This is a genomic window from Streptosporangium carneum (genome assembly GCF_027922005.1).
In the GTDB taxonomy this organism is placed as follows: Bacteria; Actinomycetota; Actinomycetes; order Streptosporangiales; family Streptosporangiaceae; genus Streptosporangium; species Streptosporangium carneum.
Genome location: NZ_BSEV01000009.1, coordinates 276225 through 297248 on the forward strand (window position 1 = coordinate 276225; position 21024 = coordinate 297248).

The 21024-nt window shown below is 72.3% G+C and carries 18 protein-coding genes and 1 tRNA gene; 7 read left to right on the forward strand and 12 right to left on the reverse strand.

What is annotated here, in order from left to right:
- Positions 1–64 precede the first annotated feature (64 nt).
- Positions 65–3400 (reverse strand): S8 family serine peptidase, encoded by a 3336-nt coding sequence (locus tag PKF00_RS21490; protein WP_271219376.1) that lies wholly within the window; start codon positions 3398–3400, stop codon positions 65–67.
- Positions 3401–3721: 321 nt separating this feature from the next.
- Here PKF00_RS21490 and PKF00_RS21495 point away from each other — a divergent pair, with 321 nt between their 5' ends.
- A complete protein-coding gene (locus PKF00_RS21495; protein WP_271219377.1) occupies positions 3722–3976 on the forward strand; it encodes a Smr/MutS family protein in 255 nt (84 codons plus the stop codon).
- Positions 3977–4157: 181 nt separating this feature from the next.
- Here PKF00_RS21495 and PKF00_RS21500 read toward each other — a convergent pair.
- Positions 4158–4231, reverse strand: a tRNA-Pro gene (locus PKF00_RS21500).
- Between the two features lie 255 nt (positions 4232–4486).
- On the opposite strand from PKF00_RS21500, the gene PKF00_RS21505 reads away from it, so the two are divergent.
- Positions 4487–4978, forward strand: coding sequence for a hypothetical protein (locus PKF00_RS21505; RefSeq protein ID WP_271219378.1), 492 nt, complete (start codon positions 4487–4489; stop codon positions 4976–4978).
- Between the two features lie 113 nt (positions 4979–5091).
- On the opposite strand, the gene PKF00_RS21510 is transcribed toward PKF00_RS21505, so the two are convergent.
- From PKF00_RS21510 to dhaK, 3 genes are read right to left on the reverse strand one after another with little or no spacing between them, the layout of a single operon-like run.
- Positions 5092–5463, reverse strand: coding sequence for a PTS-dependent dihydroxyacetone kinase phosphotransferase subunit DhaM (locus PKF00_RS21510; RefSeq protein ID WP_271219379.1), 372 nt, complete (start codon positions 5461–5463; stop codon positions 5092–5094).
- Between the two features lie 7 nt (positions 5464–5470).
- Positions 5471–6118, reverse strand: a complete 648-nt coding sequence (gene dhaL / locus PKF00_RS21515; protein WP_271219380.1) for a dihydroxyacetone kinase subunit DhaL — start codon at positions 6116–6118, stop codon at positions 5471–5473.
- A 1-nt stretch (position 6119) separates the two neighbouring features.
- Positions 6120–7115 (reverse strand): dihydroxyacetone kinase subunit DhaK, encoded by a 996-nt coding sequence (gene dhaK / locus PKF00_RS21520; protein WP_271219381.1) that lies wholly within the window; start codon positions 7113–7115, stop codon positions 6120–6122.
- A gap of 155 nt (positions 7116–7270) precedes the next feature.
- On the opposite strand from dhaK, the gene PKF00_RS21525 reads away from it, so the two are divergent.
- The 5 genes from PKF00_RS21525 (at position 7271) to PKF00_RS21545 (ending at position 12442) form a co-directional block, all read left to right on the forward strand.
- On the forward strand, positions 7271–8044 hold the full coding sequence (locus PKF00_RS21525) for a cyclase family protein (protein ID WP_271219382.1): 774 nt from the start codon (positions 7271–7273) through the stop codon (positions 8042–8044).
- Positions 8041–9744 (forward strand): thiamine pyrophosphate-binding protein, encoded by a 1704-nt coding sequence (locus PKF00_RS21530; protein ID WP_271219383.1) that lies wholly within the window; start codon positions 8041–8043, stop codon positions 9742–9744. Before PKF00_RS21525 ends, PKF00_RS21530 begins: the two co-directional genes overlap by 4 nt.
- Positions 9745–9850: 106 nt before the next feature.
- Positions 9851–10603 carry a lysophospholipid acyltransferase family protein gene (locus PKF00_RS21535; protein ID WP_271219384.1) on the forward strand — a complete coding sequence of 251 codons (753 nt, stop codon included), beginning with the start codon at positions 9851–9853 and terminating at the stop codon, positions 10601–10603.
- A gap of 38 nt (positions 10604–10641) precedes the next feature.
- Positions 10642–11190, forward strand: coding sequence for a hypothetical protein (locus PKF00_RS21540; RefSeq protein WP_271219385.1), 549 nt, complete (start codon positions 10642–10644; stop codon positions 11188–11190).
- 226 nt (positions 11191–11416) lie between these two features.
- Positions 11417–12442, forward strand: a complete 1026-nt coding sequence (locus PKF00_RS21545) for a zinc-binding dehydrogenase (RefSeq protein ID WP_271219386.1) — start codon at positions 11417–11419, stop codon at positions 12440–12442.
- 103 nt (positions 12443–12545) lie between these two features.
- On the opposite strand, the gene PKF00_RS21550 is transcribed toward PKF00_RS21545, so the two are convergent.
- The 7 genes from PKF00_RS21550 to PKF00_RS21580 form a co-directional block, all read right to left on the reverse strand.
- A complete protein-coding gene (locus PKF00_RS21550; protein ID WP_271219387.1) occupies positions 12546–13916 on the reverse strand; it encodes an acetyl-CoA carboxylase biotin carboxylase subunit in 1371 nt (456 codons plus the stop codon).
- A gap of 39 nt (positions 13917–13955) precedes the next feature.
- Positions 13956–14456 (reverse strand): acetyl-CoA carboxylase biotin carboxyl carrier protein, encoded by a 501-nt coding sequence (locus PKF00_RS21555; protein WP_271219388.1) that lies wholly within the window; start codon positions 14454–14456, stop codon positions 13956–13958.
- Positions 14453–16126 (reverse strand): acetyl-CoA carboxylase carboxyltransferase subunit alpha, encoded by a 1674-nt coding sequence (locus PKF00_RS21560; protein ID WP_271219389.1) that lies wholly within the window; start codon positions 16124–16126, stop codon positions 14453–14455. Before PKF00_RS21560 ends, PKF00_RS21555 begins: the two co-directional genes overlap by 4 nt.
- A gap of 224 nt (positions 16127–16350) precedes the next feature.
- Complete coding sequence (locus tag PKF00_RS21565) at positions 16351–17721, reverse strand: FAD-dependent monooxygenase (protein ID WP_271219390.1); 1371 nt, start codon at positions 17719–17721, stop codon at positions 16351–16353.
- Positions 17722–18366: 645 nt separating this feature from the next.
- Positions 18367–19524 (reverse strand): beta-ketoacyl synthase N-terminal-like domain-containing protein, encoded by a 1158-nt coding sequence (locus tag PKF00_RS21570; protein WP_271219391.1) that lies wholly within the window; start codon positions 19522–19524, stop codon positions 18367–18369.
- The gene (locus PKF00_RS21575) at positions 19521–20744 is read right to left on the reverse strand and encodes a beta-ketoacyl-[acyl-carrier-protein] synthase family protein (RefSeq protein WP_271219392.1); all 1224 of its coding nucleotides are present in this window, start codon (positions 20742–20744) and stop codon (positions 19521–19523) included. The genes PKF00_RS21570 and PKF00_RS21575 overlap by 4 nt, the downstream gene beginning before the upstream one ends.
- Positions 20737–21012, reverse strand: coding sequence for an acyl carrier protein (locus tag PKF00_RS21580; protein WP_271219393.1), 276 nt, complete (start codon positions 21010–21012; stop codon positions 20737–20739). The genes PKF00_RS21575 and PKF00_RS21580 overlap by 8 nt, the downstream gene beginning before the upstream one ends.
- Between the last annotated feature and the right edge of the window lie 12 nt (positions 21013–21024).

Here is a 21024-nt window from a genome sequence, read left to right on the forward strand (position 1 = left end):
CCCGCGCGGCCCGGTGTCGCCGGGCCGCGCGGGGCCTTGCCTCAGAGGGGCCGGGTGGCGCCGCCTACTGCACGGTCACCTTGTCGACCTCGATGGTGATGCCCTTGACCTGCGGCGTCGACGTGCCCGTCGTCACCGTTCCCACGCCCGTGCTGACTCCCTTGACCTTCAGCGTGTAGGTCAGGCTGCCGCCGGGGGCGCCGGGCGTGCTGGTCACCCTCAGGTCCTCGGTGGGCGGTCCGGAGATCTGGCCGCCCGCCGTGCCCTCGTCGTTCTCCGCGCCCACGGTCAGGCCGTAGCCCGCGGGCGGGTTGCCGGGCAGCCTGTCCTGGGCGTAGGTGTAGGTGATGTCCTCCTCGCCGTTGAGCCCGATCCACTGCTGGAACACCTTGGCGTCCGTGGTGCCGTAGACGTTGAGCCGCCACTCGACGACGAGCCAGCTGTTCACGCCGTCGGTCAGCGTGCCGACGTAGACGCCGGGAGCGCCCGTGCCGTCCAGGTCGGTCCAGTAGGGGGCGAGCACGTTGTTCGGGGACGACGGGTTCGGCAGCGACTGCGGTGTCGCGCTGATGTCGGTCGACCCCGAGGTGCCTCCCACGACCGCGTAGCCGTTGGAGACCACGCCGATCCTGGTGTAGGTCTTGCCCGCGTACTTGAACGGGGGAACGGTGAAGTTCAGCGCCTGCTCGTCGCCGATCGACGTCGGCGTGACGCCGAAGGCGTCGAGCGGCAGGTACGGCGCGGGCCCGGTTCCGGGGGCGACGCCCGGCTTGTCGGGCTGCCTGGCGGCGAGGGTGGCCTTCGCGGTCGCCACCTGCGAGCCCACCTGTGTGGCGCCCGTCACGCCGTTCAGCCGCAGCTTGCCGTTCAGCGTGCTGACCGCCGTCACCTCGGCGTCCTTGAGGGTGCTGTTCTGCACGGTGACCGTACAGGTGGCCTCGCCGGTGTTGCGCGGGATGGTCGCCGGCGCGCAGGTCTGGTCGATCGGGACGGCGCCCTCCTTGCGGAAGAACGCCACGGGAAGGTGCAGATCACGCTTGCCGCCGACCTGCTTGAGGTTCACCTGGCCGAAGTACTGCCCGTCGGGCAGGTCCGGAGCGGCGATCGCGATGGTGACGTTGACGGACTTGCCCGGCTTGACGCTGAACACCTGCGGCAGCACCGTGACGCTCGCCCCGTTCACGGTCGTGCCGCTGCCCTGGTAGGTGAGCGTCCTGTCGGTGACGTTGGTGAACGTCCGCTTGGCCGTGATGAGGCCCGGCATGATCGGGGCGTTCACCGACGGCAGGTTGAGGTCGATCCGGTTCAGCTCGTCGTTCGCCGAGGCGGCGAAGTTCTGCGCGGTCTCGCTCAGGGTCAGGCCGGGGTCGCCCGCCTTGGTCAGGTCGATGCGGCCGCCGCCGAGGTCGAAGGGGTCGGCGGGGGTGACGCGGTCCTGCTTGGTGACCGAGGTCTTGGCCGTGGTCTCCAGCGCGGACTTGACCTGGCCCGGCGTCCAGTCGGGGTGCAGCGCGAACACCAGGGCGGCGGCGCCGGCGACGTGCGGCGACGCCATCGAGGTGCCGGCGATGACCTGGTACAGGTTGCCCTGCGGGCCCAGCCCCGGGTTCTCCAGCGTCGGGGTCTGACCGGCCAGGATGTGCAGGCCCGGCGCGCTGACGTCGGGCTTGAGGAAGTCCCCGCCGGGACCGCGCGAGGAGAACGTGGTGATCACGTCACCCTGCCAGGTGGCCTTGGCGCCCTGGGTGAACTTCGCGGTCGCGCCCGCGTTCGCGGACAGGAAGGCCAGCAGGGCGTCGGTCTCCGGCTTGTCGATGTGGACCGAGGGGAGCCAGTGGCTGTCGGTCATCACGTCGTTCGGCGTGGCGTTGTAGAGGATCAGGCCGGCCGCTCCGCCCTGGCGCACGTTGAAGCTCTTGAGCACCCGGTTGGGCCCCCGTTCACAGGCGACGATCTTGCCGACGAACAGGCCCGGGGGCGCGGGGGTCGTGCACAGGGCGTTGGAGTACGGCGGCGCCGAGGCGAGCACCACCTGCAGCGGGGAGGCGATGCCCGCCGTGATGGAGGAGCCCTTCAGCGTGGCGGTCGCGCCGCCCGAGCCCGCGAGTGTGATCGTCGACTGGAACGTCCGGCTCTGCGTCGAGGCCGCGACCGTGGTCACCCACGGGCTGACGTGGTTGACGGTCGCGGTGCCCGGGCCCGAGTTGCCCGCGGAGGTGGACACGAGCACGCCCGCGGCGTAGGCGTCGAGGAAGGCCAGCTCGACCGGGTCGCTGTAGGGGGAGGTGCCCCCCGAGATGGAGAAGTTGATCACGCGGACGCCGTCGAGGATCGCCCGGCCGACCGCCTGCGCGGAGTCCGAGGGGAAACAGCCCTGCTCGCCGCAGACCTTGTACACCGACACGTGCGCCGCGGGGGCGATGCCGTGGATCGGGCCGCGGCTGATGCCGAGCGGGTTGGCGTCGGCCACGGGGCCGCCGGCCGAGGTCGTGCCGGTGTGCGTGCCGTGGCCGTTGGAGTCACGGGCGCTGTCCGGATACACCTCGTTCGGGTAGATGGCGTTGTAGGTCTCCAGGAACGGCGCGCCGCCGATCAGTTTGCGGTTGCAGACGAACGGGTCGGCCGCCGGGGTCAGCGGGTTGTCCCCGAAGTCGCAGACGCGAGGGGTGCCGTCCTTGGTCGGGGGCACGGCGGGCAGCGTGCCGGGGTCGGCGAACTGGGGGTGCTCGGGCCACGCGCCCGAGTCCAGGATGCCGACGACGACGCCCTTGCCCGAGGAGGAACTGCCGCCCAGCTTGCTGTAGATCGCGGGCGCGCCGATGAAGGAGGCGCTGGAGTCGGTGAGGAGCTGCTCCGGCCTGTCCTCCTGCACGGCGGCGACCCCGGGCAGCTTCAACACCGTCGCCGCTTTGTTGGCGGGGATCCGCAGCGCGATGCCGCCGTAGACGGTCCGAAGTCTCTGACCCGCACTGGCGCCGGGCACGGCCTTGACCAGTTCGGCGAGGAAGGCGTTCTCCACCTCCTCGATGTGGTTTTCGTATTTTTTGGCCGCACTGCTTTTGATATCGAGGGCTTTGCCGGTTTTCGCAGGGCTCGTGGCGGGAAGCCCGTCGAGGTCACCCTGATAGGCGGCATAGGAGTCGTAGTCGAGTTTGACCATCACGTTGACGGTCGCGCCCGAGGTGGACTTCAGCAGCGCCGGGTCGCTCTCGGCGAGCTTGCCGGTCTGTGACTTGGCTCCCTGCACCAGCTCCCCGCCGGCCAGCGGGGTCGCCGTCCACTTCTTGGGGGTGGGGGCCGGGTCCGCGCTCGCCGGCGGCGTCATCACCGCGACGAGTCCGACGCCCGCGACGACCGCCGCGAGGCGCCTGGCCCTCGATAAAAGGGGATTGCCTGACAACTGGACCTCCTGTAGGGGCGCATGGCCGCGTCACGCCGTCAGGAGGCGCCAGGTCACCCGGCATGCCCGTGCCAGGGCATGGCTGAAGGAGGACTCGGCCCTCCCCGTTGGGTGACGAGAGAACGGCCACCCCTAAAGGTGGCCGATCATGGTTGGGAGCCTAACTAGAGGCCTTTTCTTTGCATAGATCCGGAAATTGCCACAATCGACGTGGGAATTGGTCACATCTAATTACCTGGCGGGTCCGGCGCCCCGCCCGGCGAGGCCTCGCCGGGCGTCCCCGGGTGGCCCGTGAGGGCGAGGGATGAGAGGCTTGGACACGTGAAACTGAAGCTGGATCTGCACCCGATCTTCAACCGCGGCGGCGAGATCGACAGGGCGCTGCGGGACGTCATCGACGAGGCCATCAGGAAGAGGGCCACCGAGGTCGAGATCATCCCGGGCAAGGGCTCAGGTCAGCTCAAGAAGAAGGTCCTGCGCTTCCTGGAGCAGAAGGAGATCAAGGCCCTCTACCACCGCATCGACAAGGACTCCAAGAACCACGGCCGCCTGTTCGTCTACTTCCGGCACAAGTAGGCCCGCGACGCGACCGCTCCTCCAGGCTCCGCCGAGGGCGCACGGCCCGTCCGTGGGAAGGGTGCCCGCCGTTCTCCGGATCTCGCTCTGTTCCGTCGGTCTCTGACCGACGGTGACGGAACACGGGAGGCCGCGAGACTCCACGGCGTGGAGGAATCAGGCCGACCGTCGTTCTCTACAGTCGGGACGACAGGATTTGAACCTGCGACCCCTTGACCCCCAGTCAAGTGCGCTACCAAGCTGCGCTACGTCCCGATCGTCCTTCGCCCTCTCGGGCTGGACGTCATGATCCTAGCGTAGATCGGAGGGGCGTACGCCTGCCATGGCGCGCGGAGCGGTACGGCCCGTCCCGCCGGGCCGTGGCCGACCCGAGCCCGCTCCGTGACCGGGTCCATCCGGGGGGTGAGCTTCCTTCTGCCGGGATGCCTCTTCACAGAACCGCCTCCGTTCGTGTAATCACAGGAGCTTCCGCTTCTGTAATGGCAGGAGCGGTCCAAACGAAGAGGAAATATGTTTAGCTCCCCCCACATCCTTCGACTGAACGCGGTGCTCTCCGCGGGAACGCTGGCTCTGGTCCTGACCGCCTGCGGTTCCGCTCCGACCACCACCCTGGACGCGAGCGGCATGGTCGAGGCGCTCGCCAAGCAAGGCATGCCCGTCACCCCCACTGTGACGTACGACAAGGCCAGCGACCCGAACAAGCTGCTCGGGCGTCCGAACGGCTACACCTCGAAGGCGTCCTTCGCCGACCAGCGCGTCGACCCTGCCAAGGTGCCCACCGCCAAGCAGGGAGACGTGAACCTCGGCGGCACCGTCGAGGTGTTCGCCACGGCGGAGGACGCCGAGGCGAGGGCCGCCTCCGTCAAGGAGGCCGCGAAGAGCGGCCCGACCGCAGGTGAGTACAGCTATGTGAAGGGCCCGGTCGTGGTGCGCGTGTCGAAGGAACTGATGCCAATGGACGCCCAACAGTACGAGGGGGCGCTCGGCAAGATCGTGGAATGACGTAACCCGTCCGACGGGGTCCCCGCTCTCACCGGCGGGGGCCCTTCGGGTTCTCGGGGACCTTCCCGCTCCTGTCCAGGCCCGTGTGAACGCCGGAACGGGCCCGCGGTAGGTCAGAACTTGCGGAACCTCCTCGCATCCTCGGCCGCGGCGAGCACGGCCCGCAGCGGCGCCCCCGCGCTCGCCGAGATCACTGCCGCGATCGTGCCCTCGACGAACGGCACGTCGGCGACCACCACCCCCGGAGCCTCGAAGAGCCGGGCGGTCAGCACCGAGCCGCCGAGGTCGGGAATCAGGATCACCCCGTCCCCCTGGTCCACCCGCTCGATCATCGCCGCCACCAGTTCGGGGCTGCTGCCCAGACCGCCGTCCTCGGTGCCCCCCGCCGCGCCCAGGGGGACGTCGACGGCGCAGATCCGCGCGGCCAGCGCCGCGACCTCGGCCGCGAGCGGCCCGCTGTGGGAGATGAGAACGATGCCCACCATCGGCGGCCTACCCTCCCCGGGATTCGTCGGACGCCGCCTCGGCCGCGCACAGGGCGGCGAACACGAGCGCGGCCGAGGCGGCGCCAGGATCCTCGTGGCCCACGCTGCGAGGGCCGAGATAGCTCGCCCGGCCCTTTCCCGCCCGCATCGGAATCGTGGCCTCCGCTCCGGCGAGGGCCGCGGACGCCGCCGCGCCGAGCGCCTCCCGCTGCCCGCTCCCGTCCCGTACGGCCTCCGCCAGCGCCCTGACCGCGGGAGCGATCGCGTCCACCATCGTCTTGTCCCCCTCCGCCGCACCCCCCAGCCGCCGGACGCCCGCCAGCCCGGCCTCCAGCGCCCTGGCCAGGTCGGCCGTGGACACCGTCCGGGCGTCGCCGAGAGCCTTGCCCGCCTCTCGGAACGCCGTGCCGTACAGGGGGCCCGAGGCCCCGCCGACCCTGCGGATCAGCGTGTTTCCCACCAGGCCGAGCAGTGCTCCCGGGGTGTCGGGGGAGTCGTCGGCCAGCGCCCTGACGACGGCGTCGAAGCCCCGCTCGAGGTTGGCCCCGTGGTCGGCGTCCCCGATCGCGGCATCCAGCCGGGTGAGCCGGTCCTTGTCGGCGCGCACCGCTGCGGCGATCTCGCCGATCCAGCGCGCGAAGACGGCGGTGTCCATCTCAGCGGCCCCAGCGCAGGGCGGGGGTCTCGACCGGGGCGTCCCAGAGCCGGGTGAGCTCCTCGTTCAGCAGGCAGACCGTGACGGAGAAGCCTCGCATGTCGAGGCTGGTGACGTAGTCGCCGACCAGGCTCCGGGCCGCCCTGGCGCCCTTGCCCGACAGGTACTCCGCGACCTCGGCGAAGGCGACGTAGAGCTCGATGAGCGGTGTCGCGCCCATGCCGTTCAGCATGACCAGGACGTCGCCGGAGATCGGCATGTCCTCGTCGAGGGCGTCCATCGCGACGGCGACCAGCTCACGGGCCTGCCGCATGGTCGAGCGGGTCCGCCCCGGTTCGCCGTGGATGCCGATGCCCAGTTCGATCTCGGTCTCACCCAGCTCGAAGGTCGGCCTGCCCGAGGCGGGGGTGGTGCAGGCGCTCAGCGCGACGCCGAAGGACCGGCTCCGCGCGTTGACCTCCTCGGCCACCCGCACGACCTCCGGCAGCGGCGCGCCGCCCTCGGCCGCCGCTCCGGCGATCTTCTCGACGAAGACGGTCGCCCCTGTGCCCCTGCGGCCCGCCGTGTGCAGGGAGTCGCGCACGGCCACGTCGTCGTCGACGAGCACACGGGCCACCTCGACGCCCTCGTCGGCGCAGAGCTCGGCCGCCAGCTCGAAGTTCAGGACGTCGCCGGTGTAGTTCTTCACGACGTACAGCACGCCCGCGCCGCCGTTCACCGCCGTGGCCGCCGTGATCATCTGGTCGGGCACCGGGGAGGTGAAGATCTCGCCGGGGCAGGCCGCGTCGAGCATGCCGTACCCGACGAAGCCCGCGTGCAGCGGCTCGTGGCCGGAGCCTCCGCCGGAGACCAGGCCGACCTTGCCCGCGCGGGGCCCCGAGGCGCGCGAGACGATCCGGTTCTCCTCGTCCACCCGCAGCAGTCCCGGGTGCGCGGACGCCATCCCGCGCAGCGCGTCCGCGACGACCGAGTCGACGCTGTTGATGAGCTTCTTCACAGTTGCTACTTTTTCCCGCTCGCGCGTCGAGGCAAGCGCCACCGCGTGGAACCTCTTGTTCCCATCGGTCGTTCGCGCCCCGCCCGGCGGGGATGACGGAGGACACCGGCCTGTAGGAGGATCTGACCAGGTCTTCTTGTGATGCTGGAGGTGTCATGTCGGTGCTGCGGAACCTGGTCGACAGCGTGCGGAACGGCGGGATCGAGGTGGTCGACCTCACCGCGCCGCTGTCGTCGCGGACGCCGGTCCTGCGGCTGCCCGAGCCCTTCGGCAACACCGTCCCGTTCACGCTCAGGGAGATCAGCCGCTACGACGACCGGGGCCCCGCGTGGTACTGGAACGACATCTCGACCGGCGAGCACACCGGGACGCACTTCGACGCGCCCGTCCACTGGGTCACCGGCAGGGACGGCGAGGACGTCTCGCAGGTGCCGCTCGACCGGCTGATCGCCCCCGCCGCGGTGCTCGACCTCGCCGCGCAGGCCGCGCGGAACCCGGACTTCCTGCTGGAGATCGACCACGTCAAGGCCTGGCAGGAGGCGAACGGGCCGTTGCCCGAGGGCGGCTGGCTGCTCTACCGCACCGGCTGGGACGCTCGCTCCCACGATCAGGAGAGCTTCCTCAACGCCGACGAGACCGGTCCGCACACGCCGGGCGTCTCGGCCGAGTGCGCCAGGTGGCTGGCGGAGGAGACGCCGATCGCGGGGATCGGCGTCGAGACGGTCGGCACGGACGCGGGCGCCGCGCACGGCTTCGACCCCGCCTTCCCGTGTCACTCGTTCCTGCTCGGCGCGGGCAAGTACGGCCTGACGCAGCTGCGCAACCTCGACAGGCTCCCGGTCACCGGCGCAGTGATCGTCGCTCCGCCGCTTCCCATCGTCGGCGGCTCCGGCAGCCCGGTGCGCGTCCTGGCACTGGTCGAGCGGTGAACGTCGCCCGGGCCGTCGGCGCCGTCCTCGCCTCGCTCGGCGTCGACGCCGCCTTCGGGGTGGTCGGCAGCGGCAACTTCCACGTGACCAACGCGCTGATCGAGCACGGCGTGCGGTTCGTCGCCGCGCGTCACGAGGGCGGCGCGGCGACCATGGCCGACGCGTACGCGCGCACGAGCGGGCGGGTCGCCGTGCTCACCGTCCATCAGGGGCCCGGTCTCACCAACGCGATGACGGGCGTCACCGAGGCGGCCAAGAGCCGCACGCCGCTCATCGTGCTGGCCGGGGAGGCGACCGCGCCGCACTCCAACTTCTTCGTCGACCAGGCGGCCCTGGCCACCGCGGTCGGCGCGGTCCCGATGCGCGTCACCTCGGCGGAGACCGCCGTCGCGCAGGCGGCGGAGGCGTTCCGCGTGGCCCGTGACGAGCGGTGCACGGTCCTGCTCAACCTCCCCCTCGAGGTGCAGGGACAGGCCGTTCCCGCCTGGCGTGGGCCGCACGTCGAGGGAGGCGGTCCCTCGGAGGACTCGCGGTCCGCGAACTCTCCAGGGGCGGGGCGGGAGCCGCGCACCTGTCCGAGAGGCGGGGAGCCGAGGGCGGAGGACGCCGCCAGGCTGGCGGAGGTCCTGGCGGCGGCGCGCCGCCCGGTGTTCGTGGCGGGCCGGGGAGCGCGCGCGGCCAGGCGGGAGCTGGAGAGGCTCGCCGGGCTGACCGGAGCGCTGCTGGCCACCTCGGCGGTCGCCAAGGGGCTCTTCAGGGGCAGTCCCTGGGACCTGGACGTGAGCGGAGGCTTCGCCTCCCCTCTCACGGCCGGGCTCATCCGCGACGCCGACGTGATCGTCGGCTGGGGCTGCGCGCTCAACATGTGGACCATGCGTCACGGCACGCTCGTCGGCCAGGACGCCAGGGTCGTCCAGGTCGACCTGGATCCCGGCGCCCTCGGTCTCCACCGCCCGGTTCACCTCGGAGTGACCGGGGACGTCGTCCTCACCGCGCGAGCCGTCGCCGGGCTGCTCGCCGAGGCCGCGCCCGACGACCGCGCCGGATACCGTTCCGAGGAGCTGGCTGCGCGCATCGCCGGGGAGAACCGCTGGCGGGACGTGCCCTACGCCGACGAGGGCGGGGACGGCCGCATCGACCCCCGTACCCTGACGATCGCGCTGGACGGCCTGCTTCCCGCGGAGCGGGTCGTCTCCACCGACTCGGGGAACTTCATGGGCTACCCGGCGATGTTCCTCGACGTTCCCGACGAACGCGGCTTCTGCTTCACCCAGGCCTTCCAGTCGGTCGGCCTCGGCCTGGCCACCGCGATCGGCGCCGCGCTGGCGCAGCCGCACCGGCTCCCCGTCGCCGCGCTCGGCGACGGGGGCGCGCTGATGGGCGTCGCCGAGCTGGAGACCGTCGTACGGCTGGGCCTGCCCATGCTGATCGTGGTCTACGACGACGAGGGCTACGGGGCGGAGGTGCACCATTTCGGTCCCGACGGGCACCCGCTGGGCACGGTGACCTTCCCGCCCGTCGACTTCGCCGAGATCGCCAGGGGGTTCGGGTGCGAGGCGGTGACCGTGCGCGACAGGGAGGACCTGGCCGCGGTGGCCGGTTGGCTCGCCGGGGCGAGGGAGAGGCCGATGCTGGTCCACGCCAGGGTCAGCGGCGCGCGGGCCTCGTGGTGGCTGGAGGAGGCCTTCCGCGGGCACTGACGTCCACGGGCCACGGGGACGGGCGGAGCGGCCGCGAGGGAGGTCAGGGCGGGGAGGACGCCCACCGGGCTGAGAGAGACCGGGAGGCTGAGGTACGGTTCAGCCTATGGCTGAGATCGTGTACCCCCCGGTGATCGGGGCGGCGAAGACCCTGTTCCGCGCGCTGGACCTCAAGATCCGTGTTGAGGGCGCAGAGCGCATCCCGCGGACCGGCGGAGCGGTGCTCGCCAGCAACCACATCAGCTATCTGGACTTCATCTTCGCCGGTCTGGCCGCCCTGCCCGCCAAGCGCCTGGTGCGCTTCATGGCCAAGAAGGAGGTCTTCGACCACCGGATCTCAGGGCCGCTGATGCGCGGCATGCACCACATCCCGGTCGACCGCGCGGCGGGCGCCGCGGCGTTCGGCGCGTCGCTGAAGGCGCTCAAGGCCGGTGAGGTCGTGGGCGTGTTCGCCGAGGCCACGATCAGCCAGTCCTTCACGGTCAAGGAGATCAAGAACGGCGCGGTCAGGATGGCCGTCGCCGCCAAGGTGCCGTTGATCCCGGTCGCCCTGTGGGGCACCCAGCGGCTGTGGACCAAGGGCCGCCCCAAGAGGCTCTTCCAGCGGCACGTGCCGATCACGATCCTGGTCGGCGAGCCGCTGAACCCCAAGCGCGGCGACGACTACGACGCGGTGACCGCCGAGCTGCGCGAGCGCATGGCCGAGCTGCTCGACCGGGCCCAGCGGACCTATCCGGAGATCCCGCCGGGCGCGTGGTGGCAGCCCCGTCATCTCGGCGGCACCGCGCCGACTCCGGAGGAGGCCGCCAAGCTGGACGCCGCGGAGGCGGAGGCCAAGGCGGCGCGCCACAAGTCGTGAGCAGGTGAGCCGCAAGTGACCTGCTCCACGCTGTCCGTATGAGCGACGCACTCGACGGCCTCGTCAGCGCCTTCCAGCCCGGGCCGACCCCGGGCCCCGGACGCACGCCGGGGAAGATCGGCATGACCATCCTGCTGGTCCTCTGGGTGGGGCTGGGCCTGCTGCCCTTCTACGTCTCGATCAGGGACATCGAACTGGCGACGGGGAAGATCGGCAGGCCGGGCACCCTGACGGTCGTCTCGTGCGAGTCGCTGGGCGAGGGCCGCTACGACTGCAAGGGCAGGTTCGTGGCCGACAACGGCGAGGCGAGGACGGTCGCCGTCTCGCCGGACTCGACGGTCGGGGACGTCAAGCGCGCCCAGCTCGCCCCCCAGGGCGAACGCGCCGTCGCGACCGGCGCCGTCGGCCTTCTCGCGGCGCTCACCATGCCCTTCCTCGGCGTGGGGGTCCTGGGCTTCGTGCCGTACGTGTTCCTCTACGTCCTCCGGGTACGGCGGGGCCGCCGTTTCACGGTGATCCTCGGATCCCTGCTCACGGCCGTCTCGCTCGTGGGCGTCGTCACCGGCATGGTCGCCGCCTACTCCTGACGAGCCGTCCCCTCCGCCCCTCGCCGGAAGGCGACAGCGGGCCCGCCCTGCTTCTGGGCACGCGGACCGTCTGGCCGACACACGGAGTTCGTCACGCCCAGGGATCGGCGGCGGCCACCGTTCCTCGTGGTGACGCCATGCCCCCCGGAGGGGCGGGGCTCCGCTTGCGGAGTGATTTACTCCGAATTACATTATTCGGAGTAAATCACTCCGAAAGAGGTGTCGCATGCGGGCTGTGCTGGTGCGGGAGTTCGGTCCGCCTGAGGTGCTGGTCGCCGAGGAGGTGCCCGCTCCCGTCGCGGGCCCGGGGCAGGCGCTGGTCGACGTGGCCGTGGCGAGCATCACGTTCGTGGAGACCCAGATCAGGGCGGGGAAGGGGCCCACTCCCGCCCACCGGCCCGAACTGCCGATGATCCCGGGCAACGGGGTCGGCGGAGCGGTGGTCGGCGTGGGCCCCGACGTGGACCGGGCGCTGATCGGTTCGCGGGTGGTGAGCACGACCGGAGGCAGCGGCGGCTACGCCGAGACGGCGGCGGTGGACGCCGCCGACCTGATCCCGATTCCCGAAGGCGTGCGAACGACCGACGCGGTGGCGTTGCTGGCGGACGGGCGGACCGCGGTCGGACTGGTCCGCGGGGCGGCCCCGCTCGCCGGGGAGTGGGTGCTGGTCGAGGCGGCGGGCGGCGGTGTGGGCAGCCTGCTCGTGCAGCTCTCACACGCCGCCGGAGCCCGGGTGGTCGCCGCGGCGAGCGGGCAGGCCAAGCTGAGCCTGGCCGAGCGGTTCGGCGCCGAGGTCACCGTCGACTACACGCGGCCCGACTGGGCCGACCGGGTGCGCGCGGCCACCGGCGGCGCCGGGGTCGACCTGGTGTTCGACGGAGTCGGCGGCCGGATCGGGGCGTCCGCCGTCGCGCTGCTGCGTGACGGGGGCCGTCTCAGCGCCTTCGGCATGGCGGGCGGCGCGATGACCTCGCTTCCGGAGGGCGAGGCGGAGAGCCGGGGCCTGCGGACCGTGGGGTTCGGCGCGCCCCTCACCCCGGAGCGCCTCAGGGAGCTCAGCCGTACGGCACTGGCCGAGGCGGCGGCGGGACGGCTGCGTCCGACGGTCGGCCAGACCTTCCCGCTGGAGGCGGCCGCCGACGCCCACGCGGCCATCGAGGCCCGCGCCACCCTGGGCAAGACCCTCCTGATCACCCGCTCGGGCCGTACGGCCGGCGCCTCCGCCGACCGGACCGAGACCGTTTCCCCGTGACCGTCCCCGAGGACACGACGGGGCGGCCACGCGGTGACGGCGCTCGGCCCGCCGCCTCTCGGAGGCCTCCCGCGTCCCGCTCGGGCCGCCTGACGCGGGCGGCTCAACCCAGCCGTGAGAGCTCGGCGGAGCCGGTCCCCATGTCGTCGACCAGGGCCGTGGTGTGCTTGGCCGCGCGGAACACCGGAGCCCCGAGCACCTCGCGCAGGAAGTCCCTGGTCGTGTGCATGCCGCGCCCTGATACGCGGAACTCCTCCAGGGCGCGGTCGGCCCGCGCGATGGCCTGCCTGCGGTCGGGGGCCCAGACCGCGACCTTGGCCAGCAGCGGGTCGTAGTCGGCCGTCACCCGGAAGCCGGGATACCCGTGCGTGTCGACCCGCACGAACGGACCGCCGGGCGGCAGGAACTCCTCGACCACGCCGGGCGTCGGCAGGAACCCCCTGAGGGGATCCTCCGCGTTGACGCGGCACTCGATCGACACGCCCCTGGGCCGGACGTCCTCCTGGCGGACGGACAGCCCGTACCCGGCGGCGACGCGGAGCTGCTCCCTGACCAGGTCGACGCCGGTCACCATCTCGGTGACCGGGTGCTCGACCTGGATCCTGCAGTTGACCTCCATGAAGAAGAAGTCGTCGCCGTCGACGAGGAACTCGTACGTCCCGGCCCCCGAGTAGTTCACCTCCCGGGCGGCGTGCACCGCGGCGGCGCGTATCCGCTCGGCCAGCTCCCGGGGAAGCCCGGGAGCCGGTGTCTCCTCGACCAGCTTCTGCCTGCGACGCTGCACCGAGCAGTCACGCTCGCCGAGCTCGACCACGCCCCCCGCGCCGTCGCCGAGCACCTGGACCTCGACGTGCCTGGCGTTGTCGAGGAACGCCTCGATGTAGAGCCGGGGGTCGCCGAAGGCCGCCTGGGCGCCGGCGCGCGCCTGGCCCCAGGCCCGCGGCAGCTCCCTGGGGTCCCGCACCACGGTCATGCCGCGCCCGCCCCCACCGGCGGTGGCCTTGACGATCACCGGATAGCCGATGCCGTCGGCGACGGACCTGGCCTGCTCCAGGGTCGCCAGCGACCGTGAGCTCCCGGGGAGCACCGGCAGCCCCGCGGCCTGGGCGATCTCCCTGGCCTGCGCCTTGTCGCCGAGCCTGCTGAGCAGCGACGCGGGCGCGCCGACGAAGGCCAGCCCCTCGGCTTCGCAGATCTCCGCGAAGTCCGGGTCCTCGGACAGGAAGCCGTACCCGGGATGCACGGCGTCCGCGCCGGTCCGCAGCGCCGCCGTGACGATCGCGGCGGCGTTGAGGTAGCTGAGCCGCGGGGCGGCGGGGCCGATGCGGACGCACTCGTCGGCGAAGCGCGTCACGGCCGACTCACGGTCGCTGTCCGAGCAGACGGCGACGGTTCTGATGCCCATCTCGCGGCAGGTGCGGGCGACGCGAAGCGCGATCTCGCCTCGGTTCGCGATCAGGATCGTCGAAAACAATGGAGTTCCTCTCCGTCACGGCGTTTGCGAGGGCCCGGCTCACACCGGGGCGAGCAGGAACAGCGGCTCGCCGTACTCCACCGGCGACCCGTCGGAGACGAGCACCTCGACGACACGGCCAGGACGGTCGATCTTGACCGCGTTCATCAGCTTCATCGCCTCGACGATCGCCAGCTGCTGGCCTGCCACGATCTCGTCCCCGACGTCGGCGAACGGCGGCGCGCCGGGGGAGGAGGCGCGGTAGAAGGTCCCGACCAGGGGGGCGTGGACGACGAACGTGCCGTCGTCCTCGGGCGGCACGACCTCACGCGGGTCGGGCGTCGCGGGCGCGGGAAGGGGCTGGACGACGGCATGCCCGTTCCACGCGGCCTTCCCGTCCGGCCCCCGGCCAGGCTCCGGCCACTCGACCTCGACGGCTAGGTCGCCCGCCCGCAACCGCACGCTCTTCAGCGGTCCTCCCGCGGCCTCGATGAGACCCGCGGCCTGTCGGCAGAGCTCGTCGATCCCGCTCGGCGCGGTGACGGTGTCCTCGTCTTTCATGCGTACCTCGGTATCTCGACGCCGTATCGCCGAAACCGTCGTCGGCGTTGTGCCACCAGGTCGTCAGGAGGGAGGGCGGTGACCTCGCGCAGGGTCGCGGACAGCGCCTCGCGCAACAGCTCGGCGGCGGCCATGGGATCCCGGTGCGCCCCGCCCTCGGGTTCGGGCACGACGGCGTCGACGATCCCGTGCCGGAGCAGGTCGCGCGCGCCGACCTGGAGCGCCGCCGCCGCCCTCGGCGCCGCGGAACCGTCCTTCCAGAGGATGGCCGCGCACCCCTCCGGGCTGATCACCGAGTACATCGCGCCCGCGCAGGCCAGGACCCGGTCCGCCACCGCGAGGGCGAGCGCCCCGCCGCTGCCGCCCTCGCCCGTTATCACCGTCACGATCGGGACGGGAAGCCCGGACATGAGCCGGATGCTCTCCGCGATCGCCCACGCCTGGCCCCGCTCCTCCGCTCCGACGCCGGGGTGCGCGCCGGGCGTGTCGACCAGGGTGACGACCGGCAGGCCCAGCTTGGCCGCCAGCCGCATCAGCCGCGCGGCCTTGCGGTAGCCCTCCGGCAGCGCCATGCCGAAGTTGCGCTGGACCCGTTCCGGGGTGTCGTGGCCCTTCTGGTGCCCGATGACGACGACCGCCCGGCCGTCGAAGCGCCCGACACCGCCCACGATCGCGGGACAGTCGCCGCTGAGCCGGTCGCCCCTCAGTTCCTGGAAGGTGTCCAGCAGCTGGTTCACGTAGTCGAGGGTGGTCGGCCGCTCCTGGTGACGGGCGGTCCGCACCACCTCCTCCGGGTCCCGTTCCGGCAGCTCGCCGGGATCCCGGACCAGGCGCGTCCGCGTCGCGGGCGCGGAGACCGCGGGTTTCGAGGCGGCGGGCGCGGGCGCCTGGACGTCGAGAAGAGAGGCGAGCACGGGCCTGAGCGCGACTCGCGGCACCACCGCGTCCACGAGCCCTCTGGCCAGCAGGAACTCGGCCGTCTGGAAGCCCTCGGGGAGCTCGTGCCTGATCGTCTGCTCGATCACCCTCGGCCCCGCGAACCCGATGCGAGCCCCCGGCTCCGCCAGGATGACGTCGCCCAGTGTCGCGAAGGAGGCGGCGACGCCGCCGTAGGTGGGGTCGGTGAGCAGCGAGACGGTGAGGATCCCCGCCTCGTCCAGCTCCGCGAGCGCCTGGCTGGTCTTCGCCATCTGCATCAGCGCCAGGGCGCCCTCCTGCATGCGCGCGCCGCCGGAGGCGGTGACGACGACGAGGGGGGCGCGCGTCCGCAGCGCGGTCTCCGCGGCCCTCGTCACGGCCTCGCCGACCCCGACGCCGAGGCTGCCGCCCATGAAGCGGAAGTCCATGACCGCCGCCACGACGGGATGTCCCATCAGTGTGCCCGTGACACAGGTGACCGCCTCCTCGCTCCCCGTCCGCTCGCGCGCCCGGCGCAGCCGTTCCGGGTAGGGGAGGGAGTCCGTGAAACCGAGTGGGTCCTCCAGGACGGCCGGCCGCTCGAGCGGCCTGACCGAGTCGGCGTCCAGCAACTGCTCGACACGTTGCCGGGCGGTGAGCGGGCTGTGCGCACCGCACCCGGGGCAGACTCGCAGGTCGCGCTCGAAGCGCCTGCCGTACGTCAGTTCTCGGCACCGGGAACAGCTGACCCACTCGGCCGTTCCGGAAGCCATTGTTCGGACGCTCACTCCGGCAGGTTCACATGATCGGCTCAACGACCACTGGAAGACGGCTGTACCTTCCCGCGCGTCCCCCGCACGTCATCGGGGCCCGTCCGCCGTCACGCCGCGCACGGCCCCCCGCGGTCCTGGCGGGAGGCCGCGTCCCCGGCGGGAGCCGCCCCGGGGCGGCGTCGCGCGCTCTCGGCCCGCTCGAGGACGCCTCGCGGGCCGCTGGGTCACCAGACCCGGGGGGATCCGGCGGGGCCGCCGCCCTGGAGCCAGTTGAACTCCCCGGCCACGCGCCTCTTCAGCTTCGGGGTCTGGTTGGCGACCCGCAGGCGGGTACGGCTGCCCGCCGCGAGCACCGGGCCGATGAACGGCTTGTTCAGGCGGGCCTGGCGGTTGAGGCACTTCCAGTACGCCAGGAAGTCGAAGCCGGAGCCGAGCGCCTGTGCCTCGTAGTCGCGGATCGCGGCGACGACCGGCCGACGGTCCGCCACGGCCCTGGACAGCAGGCGGCACAGCAGTCCGGCGGCGCGGAGCGTCGCGTTCGCCCCCGTGCCCGGGTCGGGGACCCTGACGTGGCCCGCGTCGCCGAGCAGGGTCACCTTCGTCGTCTCCTGGGAGTCGACGGGGCGCGAGACGACGGCGCGCGTCGCCACCGCCGTGGCCGGATCGGTCAGCTTGACGAGCGTGTGCAGGGCGGGGGACCACCGTCTGGTCATGTCGGCGACGACGTCGATGAGACGGCTTCCGCCGAGTCCCTCGGGTTCGGCGGGGAACAGGCGCGAGGAGCTCATGAGCCCCCACATGAGGTGATCCCTGGTGTTGTCGTAGCGCAGCCCGGGCCAGGTTTTGATGAGGGCCGCGTCGACGCCGCCGACGTGGGTCTTCAGCTCCCCCTCGCAGTCCCACCGGAACTCCATGGGCTGGGTGACGAGGGAGGGCCCCTGGAGGCTGTGCACCACCGATATCCCACGGAGCATCTCCCAGGGCAGCAGCCGGGCCGCCTCGATGAGGTCGACCTGCCCGTACGCCGCGACGAAGCCACAGTCCTGGACGCCGTCCCTGGGGCGGCGCTGGTGCCGTACCCGGGAGTGCGAGCCGTCGGCGCCGACCAGGACGTCACCGACCGTGGAGGTGCCGTCGGCGAAGAAGACGGTTATCCGGCCGTCGGGCCGCCGCTCGTAGCGGAGAAACTCCTTGCCGAACCGCACGGTGTCCTCGATCCCGGTGAGCAGCAACTGGCGCAGGGTCATGAGGCTGGCGTACCTCATGCCGGGAACGGCCCGCGCGTCCTGTCGGTCCGCCTCCGGAAGACCGGTGGTGAACAACTCCTCGAGTCCCTCGGAGTAGACCGTCAGGTGCCGTGGCGACTCGGCGCACGTCGCGACGAAGGTCTCGTAGAGGTCGGGGGGGAGGGCGTCGCGCAACGCCCGGCTGCCGTCCGGGGCGATCACGACCCGGAAGCCGAACAAGCCGTCGTGCCTGGCTGCCTCCCGTTCGTACACGGCCACGCTGATGCCGGCCTTCTTCAGCCCGTGCGCCAGGCACGCGCCGCCGAGGCCCGCTCCGATGATCACAACGTGCAACGCTTGTTCGGACACTTGAGCACCTTCCTTGCTGCTGCGGCTGATGCGGCTGTGAGCGGGGTCGGCTCGGTGCTGCTCTCCGGGACCCGCTGCCCGCGCCCGGACCTCCCGGGCGCCGCCGTGACGAGCGGGGGCCGGTGGGCAACGTGAACTCGCGATGACCGTCCGCCCCGATCGGAGATCGGCAAGCACTCGCCCATCGCGATATATCTTGCATATAACAGCAAGTAAAATATCGAGTCAACGACTCTGCCGCCGGTCTTCCCTCACGCGGGCGCATGACCGATTCCCCCGGCCGTCCGGCGCTCCGGACGCCCTCACCGCGGTGTCCTCCCAGGGGAGCCGGACGGCGGGACGCGGCCCTCGGCAGAGGGCCGCCGGATGAGCCGTCGCGCGGGAACCGGCGGGAGCGGCGTGCCGGAGGCGAAGCCGGCTCCCCGGTGAGAGCGGAGAAGAGAGGGCGCGGGCGGACACGCCGCGTGACGGCGGGCGGGTTCCGGCGTCCGGAGGCACACGCCGCGCGCGGGGGCGGCCCGTGGCGGGAGGTCGTTCCACGCGCCGCGCGGAAGGACGGTCGTCCGCGGGAGGTCGTCTCCGGTGACGCGGGCGAGAGGGGTCCGCGGTGTCGTGCCCGGGCATCAGCGGGGTGTCGTCGGGGCGTCAGGAGGCGGCGCGGCGCACCACCAGGCAGCCGACGTTGCCGTCATCCCCCACGGAGGTCACCAGCGCCACGGGGCCCACCGCGCCGTCGCGGGGCCGCCACGCCGCGAGCAGGGCGGCGATCTGCAGGGAGCCGCTGGCGCTGAAGCTCTCGCCCATGACGTCGGCCGTCCTGATCCGGTGGGGCGGCAGGCCGCCGAGGGCGGCGCGGACGCCGTCCTCCTCGGCCGCCCGCAGGCCCCGCAATCCGGTCGCGCCCAGCGAGACCGTGGTGATCGACTCGGCGGACACGCCGCTGCGTTCCAGGGCGCGCCCGACGCACACGGCCATGCCGCGGCGCAGCCCGGACATGCCCATGGTGCCGACCTCGCAGGCGAGCAGCTCGGCCAGCGGCGTCCGGCCCGACGCGGCGGCCCCCTCAGGCGTCTCGACGACGAACACGGCGGCCCCCTCGCCGACGGCAGCGTCCCGTGCGAGCGCGTCCGACAGGTACCACCCCCACGCGGACTGGGGGCACAGTTCCTCGACGGCCCCGACCAGCGCGCGGTCGACGTGCCCCTGGGCGATCGCGTTGCGGGCGTACCTGACCGCGGCCAGGCCCGATATCCGGCCGTCGGCGATCGTCGCGTTCACGCCGCGAAGGGAGTTCCTGATGGCGATCTGGCTCGCGCAGAAGTTCATCACCGAGGGCGGGAAGTGATTGGCGCGCACCAGGTACGGTTTCTCCCGCACGAGCGTCTCGCGGGAGAACTCGCTGGAACTGCGGACGCTGCCGGTGCTGGTCCCCATCACCACGCCGGTCCGCGCGCGGTCCCGGTCCGCCAGCGGCGTGCCGAGCCCCGACAGGGCCAGGGCGCTCGCCACCAGGGCGAGACGCGTGGTCCGGTCCAGTGAGCGGACCCCTTTGCCCTCCAGGTGCTCCTCCGCCCTGAAGTCCGGTGTCGCGGCCAAAGGGACCGGCGGGAACTCCCCGCCGATCGCCTCCAGCTCGGCCTCTCCCGGCTGGTGGCCGCCCTCGATCCCGTTCACTGTGCCGTTCACCGTGCCGTTCACCGTGCCGTTCACCATGTCCGCGAGCGCCTCCAGGCCGACGCCCGCGGGCGAGACGACCCCGCAACCGGTGATCACGAGCGGGGCGAGAGTCGTGGTCGTCGTCACGCGGCCCTCCCCAGGATCGTGATCGCGTTGTTGCCGCCGAAGGCGAACCCGTGGTTCTGCGCGATCCGCGGCGACGCCGGGCGCCCCCTGCCCGGGACGCAGTCCACCCCGGGGCCCAGCGCGGGGTCGATCTCCGTCACGTTGGCCGTGGGCGGCAGGAACCCGTCGTACAGCGCCATGCAGCAGATCAGCGCCCCGAAGCCGCTGGCGGCGCCCATGGTGTGTCCGATCATGGACTTTATCGAGCTGATCGGTGGCAGGCGGTCGCCGAACACCTCGCGCACGGCGCTGACCTCGGTGGCGTCGTTGGTCGGGGTGCCCGTGCCGTGGGCGCAGATGTAGTCGACGTCCTCGGGGCGCACGCCCGCGTTGTGGTGCGCGGCCCGGATGCACTCCGCGATGCTGGTCGGGTCCGGCGCGACCGGGTGCTTGGCGTCGCAGTTGACGCCGTAGCCGAGCATCTCGGCGTAGATCCTGGCCCCGCGGGCCACCGCGCTCTCGAGTGGCTCGAGGAACAGCGCCACACCGCCCTCCGCGGTCAGGATTCCCGAGCGCCTGGTGTCGAACGGCCTGCACACCGACTCGGCCAGAGCCCCGAGCCGGTAGAAGCCCGCGTGTTCCCACCGGTTGACGGAGTCGGCCCCACCGCCGATCATGAAGTCCGCCTCCCCGGTCCTGACCATGTCGTAGGCGTAGCCCAGCGTGTAGTTGCTCGCGGAGCAGGCTGTCGCGACCGTGTGGGCCTCGCCGGTGAGCGCGAGCTCGGCGTTGACCGCGACGGCGATCCGGCTGGCCGGAGCCTGACGCACCAGTGCCGGGTCGAGCTGTTTCATGCCCTCGCGCACCCACTGGCCGGTGAGCGCCTCGACGACCGTGGACTCGCCGAGGGTGGTTCCCATCGCGGAACCGGCGCGCGCGGCCGAGAGCAGGCCGGGGTCGACGCCCGCGTCCGTCACCGCCAGCCGCGCGGCCGAGGCGGCGAAGAGGCTGCTGCGGCCCCACTGTCCCGTGCGGAGCCTGCGCAGAATCCGGCCTGGCTCGAAGTCGTGGACCTCGCCCGCGAAGGTGTGGGGGAATCCGGTCGCGTCGAAGCTTCTGATGGGCGACACGCCGCTGCGTCCCTCACGGATGGCCTCGGTGAAGGCGCGAGCACCCGTTCCGAGGCTGCTCACCGCCCCCAGCCCGGTCACCACCACGCGACGCGACGCCCCTTCAGGCATCGGTCCCCGCCTCGGGCGCGTATCGGTTCACCAGGCCGAGGACCGCGCTCAGATCGGTCATCTCGGGCAGGGCCTCGCTGGGGATGCAGACGCCCATGTCCCGCTCGATGCTGGAGATGATGTCGATGGCCAGCAGCGAGTCGGCGCCGTGGTCGTTCACGAAGTCGCTGGTCTCGGTGAGCTCGTCCGGTTCGATCTCGAGGACGTCGACGAGGATGTCGCGCAGCTGCCGGACTCGTTCGGACTGGTTCGTTGTCGCTTGGGTCATCGCGCTTCCTTC